Genomic DNA, 15,439 nt, shown 5'->3' on the forward strand with positions numbered 1-15,439 from the left:
GGAGCGCGCAGCGGCGTGGGCGCTGGCGTCGTAAACCCCACCCCGGCCCTCCCCTTGAGGGGAGGGGGAAGAAGAAAGGACACTCGGGAATGGCAGGCCGCTACTTCGATGAATGGCAGGTGGGCGACAAGCTCACCCATGAAATCCGCCGCACCGTGACCGAGACCGACAACCTGCTGTTCTCGGTGATGACGCACAATCCGCAGCCGCTGCACATCGATGCCGAAGCCGCGCGGGCCAGCGAGTTCGGGCAGATCCTCGTCAACGGCACCTTCACGTTTGCGCTGATGGTGGGGCTGTCGGTCGGCGATACCACCGTGGGCACGCTCGTCGCCAACCTCGGCTACGACAAGCTGGTGATGCCGAAGCCCGTATTCCTCGGCGATACCCTGCGCGCCACCAGCGAAGTGGTGGAGTTGCGCGCCAGCAAGTCGCGCCCCGATGCAGGGATCGTGACCTTCGCGCACGAAGCTCTCAACCAGCGCGACGAAGTGGTGTGCCGCTGCCTGCGGATGGCACTGCTGGCGAAGAAGCCCGCTTAGGCCGTCGCGAAGAGCAGGCGGCCCGGGCCGAGCGCTTCGAGCACGTGGTTGATTTCGCGCGGGTTCACCGCGAAGCAGCCCTGGCTGCGGCCGACGCGGCCCTGCATGGCAACAACGGCTGGCGACACGTAGCTCGCCGCGTGGATCACGATGCCGCGTTCCATCGCGCGGTCGTTATCCGGATCGAGACCGACCAGTCGGCGCGAACGGCCGTGCTTGCCGTAGTAAAGCTCGCCCGTGACGTAGCTGCCGCGTGAGGAGGCTTCGGAGTCCACCTGATTCGAAAAGTGCTGCGCCATGCCGCAATTGGCCGGGTCCGAGCCCTTGCCATGCGCGACCAGCAGCGGCGCGGAGACGGTGCCGCCGGCAAGGTCGACGATATGGAAGCGCGCTTCACGCGAAGGCTGCGAGAAATCGACGATGGCGATGCGGTCGCGGGCGGCGATCACGGAACCGTGCTGGTCCAGCGCCGCAAGCGCGCGCGGGATGAGGGGGAGGATGCCCGAGCGTGCGATGGCCACCGGCTCGCCCTGCACCATAGGTGCGCCTGCATCAGCCACCGGTACTGTGCCCCAGAACGTGCCACCCGGCAGTTCGGCTTCCTGCGCATGCAGGGGCTGGCGCGGCAGCGCAAGCGAAGCAGCGGTTCCGGTGAGGGCGCCAAGAAAGTGGCGCCGGTTGATTGTCATTGTTTCAGCAAGTCCTGAACGCGTTAGCGACCCCGCCTGCAACTAAGGCAGGCAACGGTTGATGATCCAACCCCCTAGCGGTTGATGTTGCGACGAAGCGTGGCTCACGTGCCACTGACCGTTGCGAGTCGCGGCTCGGCCTGCAGTGCTATGGCGGGCTGGGGCGTGGACCAAATCAGCGCCATCGCTTCCGCCGAGGGGCATTTTCAGGGTCGCCGCCGAATCCGCGCGGGCGGCGAATGCCGTATTAAGAAATAAAAAGTTACAAATGGCGGATTATGTCGTTTCGGCAATAAAATTGCTGCGTGGATATTCCGTCACACTCGGATGGAACTGGCGGAATTCCGCCAGTTTTGTGTGACACCTTCATGTCAGGATGTCAGAATACAGTCATGCAAGCTGCCTAGAGCGCCCTCATCCGGGGCTCGAACCTGTCTAGCAGAGGTTTACCATGACATTCGAAAATACCATCCGCGCCGGCCTGCTGGCCGGAGCGGGCGCGCTTGCACTCATCGCTTTTCCTGCCTTCGCCGCTGAGCCGGTTGAAGCTGCCGCTGCCGAAGCCGCACCGGCTCCTGCTGCAGGCCTGCCCGATGGCGTGCCGATCGAGGAAATCGTCGTCACCGCGACCAAGCGCGAGACCAACCTTCAGAAGACGCCGATCTCGATCTCGGTCGTGAACGCGGAAACGATCCGCGAGCGCCGCGTGCAGAGCCTGCTCGATCTCGCCGACGGCGGCGTACCGAGCCTTCGCGTTGCGACTTTCGAGGCGCGCCAGTCGGCCCTCACTATCGGCATCCGCGGCATCGTTCCGCTCGATGCGAACCAGCCCGCTCGCGAACAGGGCGTCGGCATCTATATTGACGGCGTCTACCTTGGCCGCCAGCATGGCCTCAACACCGGCCTGTTCGATATCGAGCGCGTCGAAGTGCTCAAGGGTCCGCAGGGCACGCTGTTCGGCCGCAATACCGAAGGCGGCGCGCTCTCGCTGATCTCGAAAGCTCCCACCGGCAAGTTCGGCGGCAGCATCGATGGCAGCATCGGCAACATCGGCTCGCGCAGCGGTGCAATCCACCTCAACCTGCCCGAAGTGATCGGCTTCTCGGTCAAGCTCGACGGCGTCTACCAGCATCAGGACCCCGTCACCAAGAACCCGATGCCGAACCAGGAAGGCTGGGGCCTGTTCGATCGCAAGGGCTTCCGCGCCGCCGTTCGCTGGAACCCCTTCGCGGGCCTGACCAACGATTTCACCTTCGACATCGCGCGCGACGAGAACACTCCGTTCTACAGCCAGCTGCTGAACTACAACCCGAACAACTGCCAGAGCGGCGGTTCGAACTCCTCGCCGCTGGCGATCCCCGCCGGCAGCACCTGCACCACCCCCGGCACCGCCTTTGTTGGGACGCAGGGCACGGTTCGCGCGCTGCTTCCCGGCGTCGAGGTCAATGGTGATACCCTGATGCGCACTGCCGACATCGGCGTGCCGCAGCGCCGCAGCTTCGACGAGACCCACGGTTTCACCAACGTCCTCAAGTGGAAGATTGCGCCGGAAATCGAACTGCGCTCGATCACCGCATGGCGCGGTGTGGATGTGCAGCAGTGGGATAACTCGGGCGGCGCCCACCGCGTGCCGGTCGTCAACTACACCCCGGCTTGCACCGTCAACGGCCCGGCGAGCTGCACCTTCAGCCGCTACAGCCTTGCCGACCTGCGCCAGCGCCAGTTCAGCCAGGAACTGCAGGCTGTCGGCTCGATCGGTCCAGTCGATTACGTTGCCGGTCTCTACTACTTCAACGAACACGTGAGCGACACGGCCGCCACGCCGAACTCGATGCGCGTGATCTACAACACGCCGACGCAGGCCACCTACGTGCCCAACGTGTTCTGCACGGCCGATACCCCTGATTTCGTTGGCAAGGCCGTGAACGGCTGCTCGATCGACCGCGCCTCGCAGGTCAGCTCCAAGAGCTATGCGATCTTCGGCCAGGCAACCTGGAATGCGACCGACAAGCTCCACATCACGGCTGGCGGCCGCTACACCTGGGACGAGAAGCAGGGCGAGCTGGTCTATTCGCGCAACATCGACTACCGGACCAACCCGGCCATCGCTGCGGCGAACGGTTATGTGCCGCTCGACAAGAAGTGGCGCCGGTTCAACCCGCTGGTGACGATCGCCTACGACGTCAACGACGAGGTTCACACCTACGCCAAGTACGCGACCGGCTACCGCGCCGGCGGTGCCAGCTCGCGAACTTCGGACTACCGGGCGTTCAACCCGGAAGACGTCAAGAGCTACGAAATCGGTCTGAAAGCCGACCTGTTTGGCCGCCGTGCCCGTCTGAACCTTGCGGGTTACATCATGGACCGCACCGGTAGCCAGGTGGACCTTTCGACCATCCAGCCCACCGCGACCGGCAACTTCAACAACCTCGTGACGTTCAACGCCCCGGGCACGACCAAGATCCGCGGTATTGAAGCTGACCTGACGGTGAAGCCGGTCAGCCGCCTGACCATGAACTTCTCCTACGCCTATACCTACACCGACATTCCTCTCGTGCCGGTGACGTACACGCAGTTCAGCAGCACGGGCACGGCGCTGTTCAGCACGACGGTGAACCAGAAGTTCTACATCGTCTACACGCCGCGCAATGCCGCGAGCGCGTCGATCGACTACGACCTGCCGGAGATCCTTGGCGGCGCTCGCCCCAAGATCCACGTCGATGCCAACTACGCTCAGGCGACGCAGAGCTTCGATCAGTTTGCAACGAAGGCTGACTCGAGCTTCATCGTCAACGCCCGTCTGTCGCTGCTCGACATCGAGGTCGGTGACAACAAGCTCAACATCGGGCTGTGGGGCCGCAACGTTTTCAACCACCAGTACGTCTACCGCCGCGATCCGTCGAACAGCCTCCCCGCTGTGCAGACCAGCGGCCCGGCGGGCACCAACGTGGTTGTGATCGGCAACAACGGCAGCGTGCTGGGCGACTACGGCAACTTCAACATGCCGCGCACCTTCGGTTTCGACGCTTCGATCAAGTTCTGATCGCAGCGCAGCCTGCACACACAAAAGGACGGCGGCCGGAGCGATCCGGCCGCCGTTTTTCGTTTGGGCAGAGGGCGGGTTCAGCGGCGATCGAGGCCGATCTTGCCCGAACCGAATGCTGCGACCTGCAGCAGGCCGCCGGCCATGGCGAGGTTCTTCAGGAAGTGGATGAACTGGTTCTGATCAGCGAAGTGCGCGTGAAAGGCGAGCGCAGTGGCGACGCTGAAGCCCGCGAGAACCAGCGCAACGATGCGGGTGCGAAACCCGGCGATCAGCGCAAGGCCGCCTCCGACTTCGATCAGCGCCGCGGCGATCAGAGCGGCAGGGGCGAAAGGCAGGCCAGCGCTGGCGATATAGTCGATGGTGGCATCGGGCGCGGCGATCTTGCCGAGGCCGCTGAGGATGAAGATCGCGGCAATCAGCACGCGGCCGGCGGCGGCGAGGATGTGACCGGTTGCGGATTCCGAAGTCTGGGCAGTGGCGGCGTTGACAGTGGTGGTGGTCATGGCTTGATCCTTTGCAGTTCTTGCCGGGCGAGGAGCCGTCCGGTCCTGTTGCAAACGGAATACGCGTGACCGATCATCCGGAAAATCCGGATAATATCGTTTCATTTATTCGATAAAATGGAAAAGCTGCGGGGTAGCAGTTTACGCCGCGCGGCGCGGGCCCACTTCGCGGCGTGCGTCGCGAACGAGGCGTTCGTAGCTGGCGAACAGCTCGGCGAAGTGGTCGTCCATCACACGCGGGGCAGGGATGCTGGCGCGCGGGCCGTCGATCCCGCTTTCGCGCGCGATGCAGTATTCGACGATGGTTTCGGCGGCGTCTGCGGCGTTGGCGGATTCGTAGATCCACCCGCCTGATGCGCGTGCCTGATCGGCCGCGCCGCCTTCATCGGGGGCGATGAGAGGCAGGCCGGAGGCGCGTGCCTCGGCGGCGACCATGCAGAACGTCTCGGCTTCGCAGCCATGGACCAGCGCATCGGCGCTCGCCATCACGCGGGCGAGTTCGGCGCGGTTGGTGATCGGCTCGAGGATGCGAATGTGGGGATTGCCCGCGATGCGCTTCTCGATCGCCTTCAGATCGCGGCCTTGCCCGGCCAGTACCATGCCCACGGGCCGACGCGTACCCGCTGCGGTGACGGCATCGACCAGCATCGGCCAGCGCTTTTCCGGCGCAAACCGGCCCACGCCGATCAGCAGCGTGGCATCTTCGGGCAGCTCGCACATTTCGAGCAGCCCCTTGCGCAGGCGTTCATCGCGATGGGAGGGGGCAAACACGCCCGGATCGACCCCCATCGGATTGGTCACCACGCCCGACAGACCCCCGTTCGTGAGGCGGTCGGACAGGCCCTGGCTGGCGCTCACGATCATGTCGAACTGCGTGTCGAGCCGGCGCAGGTGGCGCCAGTAGCGATCGAACGCCTTGTCGATCACCGGGCGCGGGGCGACGCCATCGAACCAGCGATAGGCATAGGCCGAGAGCGGATCGGCGTGCATGATGAGCGCGCGCGGGGCCGTACCCGGCCATTCGCCCACCAGACTGGCACTGCGCCAGGGCGAAGAGGCCTCGACCATGTCCGGCGCCTCGCGGTCCAGCGCCCGGTAAAGCGCAGGCACGTCGCTGAAATAGCGGTAGTTGAAATCGAGCGGGAAAACCGTGCTCTTGAGCCAGACGATGCGTGCTTTCGGCCCGCGTTCCTCGACGCGGTTTTCCTCGCCCGGCGCGATGACGACCACTTCATGGCCCATCGCCGCGCCAGCCTTCAGCTTGCGATCGACATAGGTGCGCACGCCGCCGCCCTTGGGCGCGTAGAAGGCGCATACATCTACAAGCTTCATGGGACGACCTACGACCTCTTGAGGGGCCCGAACGAGAACAGGCCGGTACGGTAATTCATTACTACGCGCAACGTGGTTAAACTTCCGCCTGCATTGACGGCGACCGCGTTCGCCTTGGGCTTTGACCAGCCCAGCCGGGGGTTGCCCGAAAAGCCGATGCCATCGTGGCTGAGGCTGAACTTGCGATCGGCATTGCGGTCATGCAGCACGGTTACGGCATAGGTGCCGGGGCCGGGCAGGCGAATGCAGACGCGCGGGGTAGGCTCGGCCGGGACGGCCACTTCCACGCGGCGGAAGGTCTTGCCTGCCATGACCAGCACGTTGTCGTCGGCGAGGAAATCGGCGTCGTTGGCCGGATAGACCTCAACCTTCACGCGCCCGGCGCGGTCCTTAAGGCCGATGAGATCTACGAGAAACGCTGGGCCGTTCTCGCCCGGACGGCACTGTCCTTCGGCCTTGCCGAGGTCAGGCGTCGAGGGGATCGGTGCCGCCGCAACAAGCAGCGCAAGTGCACCACCAAGGAAGACGAACCGTTTCAAGCATTCTTCTCCTTCTGCACCAGATCAAGCAGCATCAAGCCAATGAACAACACCACATGCGTTGCCACGATAAGGAGCGATATCATGGCAATCATGTCGCTAGTCTGAACCTGACTCCCAACAAGGAGAGTCGATATTCCAGCGAAGGCGATGTCTTTATTGGGAATTAACGGCAGGCGGGACAGAAGCAGGCGAACTGTTGCGAAAAGGAGCCACGATCCCATGCCGACGCTGGGCAGGATGAGATGCCAGGCAAGCGCCGAGAGGCCGGTATTGGCGACGATGCGCAGGGTGTGGACGACGAAGACGAAGGCGAGTTCGGCCTTGGGCAGGCTGAGCAGGCCATTGCGGAAGAACATGATGACGAGGCTGGTGACGAGCACCACGCCGATCGAAGTGGCGAGCACGTGACTATCGCCGGCGCCGCCGCCATCGAGCCCGAGCTGGCTGATGATCGGCCAGGTGAAGATGAGCAGCAGCACCGTCATGATATTGCCGGCGAGCGCCGACAGGATCGCAACGTCCTTCACCGCACCGAACGGCGAGCCTTCCATCTTCACATGGCGGCGCGCCCAATCGTAGAAGTAGACTTCGCCGACATAGCCCAGCAGCAGTTCGTTACCGATCAGCTTCTTGAGCAGCGGGAAGATGCCCGAGACGGGGATGCCCCAGAGCTTGCGGAAGATCACCCAATCCGCCACCGGGCCTGCGAAATAGCTGGCGGCGAGCACCAGCCAGATCAGCGGCGAGGTTGGCACGATCGACCAGACTTGCGCCCAGTCGATCTTCCGCAGCTGCCACAGCACGGCAGCCAGAATGGCGAGCGAAATCACGGGCCCGATCCAGCCGCTCCACTTGCGCAGGTTGCGCTCCAGCGAGCCGGAGTTCGGCAGCGCCGTGGGCAGCACCGGGGGCAGGGTTTCGGTCAGGGCTTCGGCCATCGCTTCTGGGGGAACCATCGGTGAAATATCCTTCGAGGAGCCCGCCTCGCCATCGGGGTTAAGCACAGGCGAGGCCCTCCATCAGCGCGCGATAGCCATGCGAAGCTATCTCCACGGTGAACCGGCGTGATTGATTGCGCGCAACGGTTTCGTCAAATTTCAACTTGGCAATGTCTTTCATCGCCTGTGCGAGTGCGTCGGCATCGCCCACCGGCACCAGCAGGCCGAAGCGCCCGCCGCCCAGCATGTCGTCCATGCTCACGCTGCAGCGCGTGGTCACCACGGGCAGGCCAGCCGCCAGCGCCTCGGCAACGACGGCCGGAACTCCTTCATAATCCGAGGAAAGTACCAGCGCATCAGCCCTGGCCAGCTCGGCATCGAGGGGGCTGACATGGCCCGGCATGCGCACCTTTCCGGCAAGGCCAAGGCGGGCGATCTGCGCTTCCAGTGATCGGCGCGCGCTGCCTTCGCCGATGATGGCCAAACTGTCATCTGGCCCCGCCATGCGCGCAAAAGCATCGATCAGCAGGCTGAAATTTTTCTGCGCCGCAAGCCTGCCGATGGCGAGGAAGCGCTTTCCGGGGCCACGCGGTGCCGCCTTGGCCGCGGCCCGCGCGGCGGTGAGGCGCTGGATATCGGCTTCCGCCAGCGATGGATCGTCGATCACCGCTATGCGCGCATCTTCCACACGCATCAGGCTGCCGATCTCTTCGCGCATCGGCGGCGCCATGCCGACAAGGCGCTGCAGCATCCTTCCCTGAATGCGCAGCCACAGCCGGTAGAACGGCCGCGCCGGGGCGGGCAGATCGTTGCGGGTGAGATCGTTGCTGATCTTGGCGACAACCGGCGGGCAGGCCTTGCCCAGCAGCAGCCGCATCGCCACCGCGACGACCGTGTAGGAATTGCCCGCGCAGAACAGCACGTCGGGCCGGATCCGCCGGATCGCGCGCGGCAACAGGGCGATCATCCACAGCGTCTCCCACGCCGCGCTGGGGATCGCCTCGGGGCCGAGCACTTCAAGCTCGATGCCCGGCCACTCGCGCTTCATCGCGCCCGCGGTGCGGCCCATCACCAGCCGCGCATCCAGCCCCTGCGCGCGCCACGCTTCATGCAGTCGCAGTGCCACGCGCTCCACACCGCCGGGCTCGAAGCTGTGCAGGAAGGTCAGCACGCGCAGCGGCCGCGCAGGCGCAGGCATTTCCTGCGTCATGGCTGCCGAAAGCGCGTTCATGCCGCCCCGCCTAGCGCGGCATAGCGCGAAGGCTGATGCGTGCGCACGAAGCGCGCCAACGTCTTGTCTATGCTGGTCAGCAGCGCGGGGACGGTGGTGTCGCCCGGATGGACCGCAACGCGGATCGTCTGGGTGAAGGGCAGCGCCATGCGGCCCAGCGATGCGGCAAACAGCGAACTGGCGATGCGCGGCTTGCTGCGGCTTGCCCAGGTGATGACCGGGCCTTTCGCCAGCACTTCACCGCTGGCCGGACGCCAGACCTTCATGTGGTCTTCGGCGAGCGCAAAGCCGAGCTCCCGCATCGCCGCATGGGCGCCATCGCCATAAAGCCATGCAGGCGCGATGAAGCCCGCCACCGGGCGGCCGATGGTGTCTTCCACTAGGGCGCGCCCGTCGCGCATCCGGGCCAGCGCCTCGGCCTGCGGGAGATTGAGGAACTCGCCTTCGCCCGCCGTCATGTGCTTGCCCTTGATCGCGGCAAGCCCTTCAGTGGCGGGCGTTTCGTCCTTGTGGCTCCAGCCGTGGAGGAACATCTCGATGCCCTGATCGGCCCAGCCGCGCAGGCGTGCCGCGAACGCCGCATTCCCCGCAATCGGTGCACCGCGCCAATGGTCGGGGATTACCAGCATGGCGAAGTTCGCCTCGCCCACATGGCGCGCCAGCCGCTCTGCCAGCGCATCGACCTGGGCCTCGAACCGGGGCGAGACATCGTGGATCGAAACCACCAGACGTTTCGTTGGCGGCCGCCGCGCGGAATGGGCAGAAGAGGGCGCGGGGGCGTTCATGCGCGCGCCGGTATCACCACATGCTGCACTGCCGCAAGGCGCAGCCGCATCCCGCCATCGATTGTCATCATGGGTGTGGCCCCTTCGCGCGTGACCTGTTCCGGGCTTCCTGATCGCTTGTGCACGCCAACTGCGGCGAGGAAATGGCAATCGCACCGGCATTCCGCAAGGCGGCGGGCATCGTTGCACGGACTGGCGAAATCCTCGCGCGTCTCGTCGCGGATGCTATTGTCTATCAAAAATGTTGAGTTAACGACAGGGCTGTCGGGACGTGTACCGAGTCGACCGGCCATTCTTCTCTCGGAGACGTTATATGGCCCATGAAATCAATGCATTGAATGATACCACACCGCCCGTGATCCTCACCGTGCCGGGCCTTGGCAATTCTGGCCCCGGGCACTGGCAGACAACATGGGAAGCGCGCCTGCCGCGCTGCCGCCGGGTCGATCTGGGGCTGTGGGAAGATCCGCATCGCAACACCTGGGTGAACAAGCTCAACCTCGCGATCCAGCGCGCCGAAGGGCCGGTGGTGCTTGCAGCGCACAGCCTTGGCTGCCTCGCGGTGGCGTGGTGGGCGGAATACGAGCAGCCGGGCGGAGTTATCGAAGGCGGGAAAGTAATCGGCGCGCTGCTGGTTGCGCCGCCCGATGTTGAGGAGCGCCCGCTTGATCGGCGGCTGACGCGCTTTGCCCCGGTGCCCGAAGCAGCGCTGCCGTTCCCTTCGATCCTCGTTGCCAGTCGCAATGACCCATATCTGACGATGGCGCAGGCCCGCAGGCTTGCCCGCCGCTGGGGCGCGCGCCTCGCCGATGCGGGGGAGGCGGGGTACATCAATGCGGCATCCGAACTGGGCGATTGGGCCTTTGGCCGCTTGCTGCTCAACACCTTGCTGCCGCAGCCGCTGCCGGTGGTGCAGGACACGCCGCGCGGCCTGCCTGCCGCGCGCGATGAGTTCGATCCGGCGCTTGTCTGGCAGCGCGCCTGATCCTTTAACGGGCCTCAATCCCTCCCCGAGGTCCGGCCCACGGGGCGGTGCGATCGATCCCCAATCCCGTCGATCGCACCGCCTCGCCCTTTGCTTCCCAGCTGAAACCCGGTGTCGCCGGATCTTCCCATCTGGCCGCATCCATTGGCACGCCGTCCAGCGCCCGCCATTCGCCCTCATCCGGAAACTGGGTGAAGTCCCGCTGCGCCCGCCATGCCGCCAGCGCCGCGACATGGTCTTCCAGCGCGCGGTCCCTGCCTTCCCAGTCGACCCACGTCACCGCGTTGTCCTGCGCATAGGCGTTGTTGTTGCCCTGCTGGCTGCGGCCGAACTCGTCCCCTGCCGTCAGCATGATCGTGCCTGTTGAGACGAACAGCGTGCCGAGCATGGCGCGGGCAAAGGCGGCGCGGCGGGCGAGGACTTGCGGATCTTCGGACGTCCCTTCGGCGCCATTGTTCCAGCTGAAGTTCTCGCCATGCCCGTCGCGGTTGTCCTCGCCGTTGGCGTGATTGTGGCGGTGTTCGTAGGCAAGGGTATCGGCGAGGGTGAACCCGTCATGCGCGGCGAGGTAGTTCACCGCGCGGCAGTCCTTGCCGAATATGTCTGAGCAGCCCGCGATCCGTGTCGCGAGCAAGCCGACGCCAGCATCGCCGCGCCAGAAGCGGCGGACATCGTCGCGGTAGCGGTCGTTCCATTCGAGCCAATGCGCGGGGAAGCGCCCCAGTTGATAGCCGCCGGGGCCGATATCCCACGGCTCGGCGATCATCACGCGGTCTGCCAGCCACGGGTCGGCGGCAATTTCGGCAAAGATCGGCGCATCCGCCGCAAATCCCGGTCCGCGCGCCATCACGGTCGCGAGATCGAAGCGGAACCCGTCGATGCCGCAATGCCTCACGAAATGCCGCAGCGTATCGACGACCAGCGCCCGCACCGCAGCGTACGCGAAATCGAGCGTGTTGCCGCAGCCGGTATCGTTGATGAGGCTGCCGTCCGGCGCATGGGCGTAGGCCGCATTGTCGAGGCCGCGAAAGCTGAGCACCGGTCCCAGAATGTCACTCTCGCCGGTGTGGTTGAACACCAGATCGAGGATCACGCCGATGCCGCGCGCGTGGAGCGCCGCGACCGCTTCTCGCAGTTCGGCCACGCCGCCGGGGCAGAGGCGCGGATCGAGCGCCATCGGCACGACAGGGTTGTAGCCCCATGCATTGCGGAGCCCGAGCGGCGGCAAGTGGCGCTCGTCGATCCAGGCGGTGATCGGCATGAGTTCCACCGCGCTCACGCGCAGTTTTTCGAGATGTGCGAGCACGGCGGGATGGGCCAGTGCCGCCACTGTGCCGCGCTGCGCTTCCGGCACATCGGTGTGCAGCATGGTGAACCCGCGCACGTTGACTTCGTAGATCAGCCCGCCGCGCGTGAAGTGTGGCGGCTGGAGCGGCACGTCCGGCAAGGGTTCCAGCATTACCGCGCGCGGCACCAGCGGCGCGGTATCCACGCCATATTGGGACAGCGCCGGGCTATAGGTGAAGGGCCGGTCCAGCTCCACTGCACGCGGATCGACGAGCAGCTTGGCGGGGTCGAACCACAGCCCGCGCTCCGGTGCCCATTCGCCCTGCGCGCGAAGGCCATAACGGGTGCCGGGGGCAGGGGCCTTGGCAGACCAGTCGTCTCCCCCGCGGACCATCGGCACGCGGGTTTCGGTCTCGCCTTCAAACAGGCAGAGCATGACCGCCTCGGCGCGCGGGGCGCGCACCGAAAGTTGTGTCATGTGATGACGTCGGGCGCGCTGCGGCCGGTGCGCGCGGCAATCCCGGCAATCGCTTCGGCTGCGGCGATGAGATCGGACAGCATCGCGTCGGTATCGGCATCGAGCGTGCCGCCTGCCGGCTCGTAGCGCTCAAGGTACAGCCGCAAGGTCGCGCCTTCGGTGCCGGTGCCGGACAGCCGCAGCACGATGCGCGATCCGCCCACGAACAGCACGCGCAGGCCCTGATTGGCGCTGAACGAGCCATCCACCGGATCGGTGTAGGCAAAGCTGTCCGCTTTCTCGACCGTCAGCGGCCCGAATGCCTTGCCCGGAAGCGTCGGGAACGAGGCTTCAAGCGCGGCCATCAGCGCCTCGGCATCGTCCTTGGGCAGCGCCTCGTAATCGTGCCGCGCGTAGTAGTTGCGGCCGAACTTCGCCCAGTGCTGGCGGGCGATGGCTTCCATGCTCTCGCCGCGCGCGGCCAGAATGTTGAGCCAGAGCAGCACGGCCCAGAGCCCGTCCTTCTCGCGCACGTGGTCCGAACCGGTGCCGGCGCTTTCCTCACCGCAGATCGTCGCCTTGCCTGCGTCGAGCAGGGTGCCGAAGAACTTCCAGCCCGTCGGCGTCTCGAACGCAGGGATGCCCAGAGCCTCGGCCACCCGGTCCGCCGCCGCGCTCGTCGGCATCGAACGCGCAATGCCGGCGAGGCCCTTGGCATAGCCCGGTGCGAGATGCGCGTTCGCCGCCAGCATCGCGAGGCTATCCGAAGGCGTGATGAAGATGCCCTTGCCCACGATCAGGTTGCGGTCGCCGTCGCCGTCCGACGCCGCGCCGAACGCCGGGGCATCGGGCGAGAACATCAGATCGAACAGCACCTTGGCATGGACGCGGTTGGGATCGGGATGGTGCCCGCCGAAATCCTCAAGCGGCACGCCGTTCTGCACGGTGCCGGGGCGAAAGCCGAGCCGCCTTTCCAGCACTTCGACCGCGTAAGGGCCAGTTACGGCATGCATCGCGTCAAACGCCATGGAGAGCCCGCCTGCCACCGCCGCGCGGATCGCGGGGAAATCGAACAGCGTTTCCATGAGGTCCGCCCAGTCGGCCACGCTGTCGATCACCTCGACCGTCGTGCCCGCAACTTGCTGCGAGCCCAGCGTATCGAGATCGACATCTGCGGCTTCAACGGTCAGCCAGCGGTCGATCACCTTGGTGCGCGCAAAGATCGCGTCCGTGATCGCCTCGGGCGCGGGCCCACCATTGGCGATGTTGTACTTGATGCCGAAGTCTTCGTCCGGCCCGCCGGGGTTGTGGCTGGCGGAAAGGATAAGCCCGCCGCTCGCGCCGTATTTACGGATCACGTGGCTGGCGGCCGGGGTCGAGAGGATGCCGCCTTGCCCGACCAGCACCCGGCCGTAGCCGTTCGCCGCTGCAATGCGGATCGCCGCCTGGATCACGGTGCGGTTGTGATAGCGCCCGTCGCCGCCGATCACGAGGGTGGAGCCTGCTTCAGGCTGCACTGCATCGAACACCGACTGGATGAAGTTCTCCGCGTAGTTCGGCTGGGCGAAAACGCGCACCTTCTTGCGCAGGCCCGAAGTGCCCGGCTTCTGATCGGTGAACGGCGAGGAAGGAATCGTCTGGATCATGCGGCTACCGTAAGGCTCCTGTAGAGATCGGCATAGGCCAGACCGCTGCCGATCCATGAGAAATCCGCGCTCATCCCGGCGCGTTGCAGGCTGCGCCAGGCGGCGGGATCGCGGTAAAGCTGCACCGTGCGGGTCAGGGCATCGGCCAGCGTCTGCCAGCGGACCCCGTCAAACTGAACGCCGGTGGCAACGCCGGCCTGCCGCGCGGCAAGGTTGGCGTCGATCACCGTATCGGCAAGGCCTCCGGTGCGGCTCACCACCGGCACGCAGCCATAGGCGAGGCCGTAGAGCTGGGTCAGTCCGCAAGGCTCGAACCGGCTCGGCACGAGGATCGCATCGCCGCCGCCGAGCATCCGATGCGAAAGCGCTTCGTCATATCCGATGCGCACGCCGATTTTCCCCGGATGGCGCGCGGCGGCGGCATGGAACCCGCTTTCGAGCGCCGCATCGCCCGAACCCAGCAGCGCCAGCCGCCCGCCGATGCCGACGAGGTGGTCGGCGGCTTCAAGCAGCACGTCCATGCCCTTTTGCCAGGTGAGGCGGCTGATGACGATGAAGAGCGGGCCATCTCCCTGCTCAATGCCGAATTCGGCCTCAAGCGCCTGCGCGTTCGCCGCCCGCTTGGCCAGCGCCCTTGCCGAATAGGTTCCCTTCAGTGCCGGATCGCTTGCAGGGTTCCATACCGCAGGATCGATGCCGTTGACGATCCCGCTGACGTCTCCCTCGCGTGCGCGGATCAGGCCTTCGAGGCCCATGCCGAAGCCCGGCTCGCGGATTTCGCGGGCGTAAGTCGGGCTCACCGTGGTGATCCGGCTCGCGGCAGCAAGGCCTGCCTTCAGGAAGCTGATGCCGCCGTGATATTCGATCCCGTCAATCGCCATGGCCTGCGGCGGCAGGCCCAACGCCGGGAACAGGTCCGCGCCGTAGTGACCTTGAAACGCCATGTTGTGAATGGTGATGACCGAAGGCAGCACCGGCCCCGCAGGCGCAAAGCGCTGGTAGGCAAGCGCCATGCCGGCCTGCCAATCATGCGCATGCATGAGGTCGAAGGTGAGGCCCTTGACCATGCCCCCCGCCACATCCGCCGCAGCCCGGCCCAGCGCGGCGAAGCGCTTCCAGTTGTCTGCCCAGTCGCGGCCCGTGACATCGCCATAGAGCCCGCCCTCGCGCGCAAACAGCCCCGGCGCATCGAGCACCAGCAGAGGATGAGTGCTAATCTTGCCCGCCAGCAGCCGTGCCGGTTCGCCCAGCAGGCTGTCCCACTTGTGCAGGGCCTTGGGCTTCTTGCCGAGCGCGGCGATGACGGCGGGATAGCCCGGCAGCAGCGTGGTCAGGGCCACGCCGTGCGGCGCAAGCGCCTCGGGCAGCGCGCCGACGACATCGGCGAGGCCGCCCGTCTTGACCAGCGGGACGGCTTCGGAGGCGACGGAGAGGACGTTGGTCATGGAGTTCCCAC

14 protein-coding genes are annotated in these 15,439 nt (G+C 65.7%); 3 read left to right on the forward strand and 11 right to left on the reverse strand.

What is annotated here, in order from left to right:
• Window positions 1-89 precede the first annotated feature (89 nt).
• The gene (locus tag NSE01_RS08490; RefSeq protein ID WP_147159173.1) at window positions 90-542 is read left to right on the forward strand and encodes a MaoC family dehydratase; all 453 of its coding nucleotides are present in this window, start codon (window positions 90-92) and stop codon (window positions 540-542) included.
• On the opposite strand, the gene NSE01_RS08495 is transcribed toward NSE01_RS08490, so the two are convergent.
• Entirely contained in the window at window positions 539-1,231 is a 693-nt protein-coding gene (locus NSE01_RS08495) for a murein L,D-transpeptidase catalytic domain family protein (RefSeq protein ID WP_147159174.1), read from the reverse strand. The genes NSE01_RS08490 and NSE01_RS08495 overlap by 4 nt on opposite strands.
• A gap of 451 nt (window positions 1,232-1,682) precedes the next feature.
• Between NSE01_RS08495 and NSE01_RS08500 the strand changes: the two genes are divergently transcribed.
• Window positions 1,683-4,274 (forward strand): TonB-dependent receptor, encoded by a 2,592-nt coding sequence (locus NSE01_RS08500; protein WP_147159175.1) that lies wholly within the window; start codon window positions 1,683-1,685, stop codon window positions 4,272-4,274.
• An 80-nt stretch (window positions 4,275-4,354) separates the two neighbouring features.
• Here the strand turns inward: NSE01_RS08500 and NSE01_RS08505 are convergent, their stop codons facing one another.
• The 7 genes from NSE01_RS08505 to NSE01_RS08535 form a co-directional block, all read right to left on the reverse strand.
• Entirely contained in the window at window positions 4,355-4,780 is a 426-nt protein-coding gene (locus NSE01_RS08505; protein ID WP_147159176.1) for a DoxX family protein, read from the reverse strand.
• A gap of 141 nt (window positions 4,781-4,921) precedes the next feature.
• The gene (locus tag NSE01_RS08510; RefSeq protein ID WP_147159177.1) at window positions 4,922-6,112 is read right to left on the reverse strand and encodes a glycosyltransferase; all 1,191 of its coding nucleotides are present in this window, start codon (window positions 6,110-6,112) and stop codon (window positions 4,922-4,924) included.
• Between the two features lie 8 nt (window positions 6,113-6,120).
• Window positions 6,121-6,651, reverse strand: coding sequence for a DUF2141 domain-containing protein (locus tag NSE01_RS08515; RefSeq protein ID WP_147159178.1), 531 nt, complete (start codon window positions 6,649-6,651; stop codon window positions 6,121-6,123).
• A complete protein-coding gene (locus NSE01_RS08520) occupies window positions 6,648-7,610 on the reverse strand; it encodes a hypothetical protein (RefSeq protein WP_246135112.1) in 963 nt (320 codons plus the stop codon). Before NSE01_RS08520 ends, NSE01_RS08515 begins: the two co-directional genes overlap by 4 nt.
• 40 nt (window positions 7,611-7,650) lie before the next feature.
• Window positions 7,651-8,823, reverse strand: coding sequence for a glycosyltransferase (locus tag NSE01_RS08525; RefSeq protein WP_147159179.1), 1,173 nt, complete (start codon window positions 8,821-8,823; stop codon window positions 7,651-7,653).
• Window positions 8,820-9,608, reverse strand: a complete 789-nt coding sequence (locus NSE01_RS08530) for a DUF2334 domain-containing protein (RefSeq protein WP_147159180.1) — start codon at window positions 9,606-9,608, stop codon at window positions 8,820-8,822. The genes NSE01_RS08525 and NSE01_RS08530 overlap by 4 nt, the downstream gene beginning before the upstream one ends.
• Entirely contained in the window at window positions 9,605-9,901 is a 297-nt protein-coding gene (locus tag NSE01_RS08535) for a hypothetical protein (protein ID WP_147159181.1), read from the reverse strand. The genes NSE01_RS08530 and NSE01_RS08535 overlap by 4 nt, the downstream gene beginning before the upstream one ends.
• 20 nt (window positions 9,902-9,921) lie before the next feature.
• Between NSE01_RS08535 and NSE01_RS08540 the strand changes: the two genes are divergently transcribed.
• On the forward strand, window positions 9,922-10,593 hold the full coding sequence (locus tag NSE01_RS08540) for an RBBP9/YdeN family alpha/beta hydrolase (RefSeq protein WP_147159182.1): 672 nt from the start codon (window positions 9,922-9,924) through the stop codon (window positions 10,591-10,593).
• A gap of 4 nt (window positions 10,594-10,597) precedes the next feature.
• Here NSE01_RS08540 and glgX read toward each other — a convergent pair whose 3' ends face one another.
• The 3 genes from glgX to glgA are packed head-to-tail and all read right to left on the reverse strand — an operon-like array spanning window position 10,598 to window position 15,428.
• Complete coding sequence (glgX, locus tag NSE01_RS08545; protein ID WP_147159183.1) at window positions 10,598-12,358, reverse strand: glycogen debranching protein GlgX; 1,761 nt, start codon at window positions 12,356-12,358, stop codon at window positions 10,598-10,600.
• Entirely contained in the window at window positions 12,355-13,983 is a 1,629-nt protein-coding gene (locus NSE01_RS08550; protein WP_147159184.1) for an alpha-D-glucose phosphate-specific phosphoglucomutase, read from the reverse strand. The genes glgX and NSE01_RS08550 overlap by 4 nt, the downstream gene beginning before the upstream one ends.
• Window positions 13,980-15,428 carry a glycogen synthase GlgA gene (gene glgA / locus NSE01_RS08555; protein ID WP_147159185.1) on the reverse strand — a complete coding sequence of 483 codons (1,449 nt, stop codon included), beginning with the start codon at window positions 15,426-15,428 and terminating at the stop codon, window positions 13,980-13,982. Before glgA ends, NSE01_RS08550 begins: the two co-directional genes overlap by 4 nt.
• Between the last annotated feature and the right edge of the window lie 11 nt (window positions 15,429-15,439).

This window comes from Novosphingobium sediminis (genome assembly GCF_007991615.1).
In the GTDB taxonomy this organism is placed as follows: domain Bacteria; phylum Pseudomonadota; class Alphaproteobacteria; order Sphingomonadales; family Sphingomonadaceae; genus Novosphingobium; species Novosphingobium sediminis.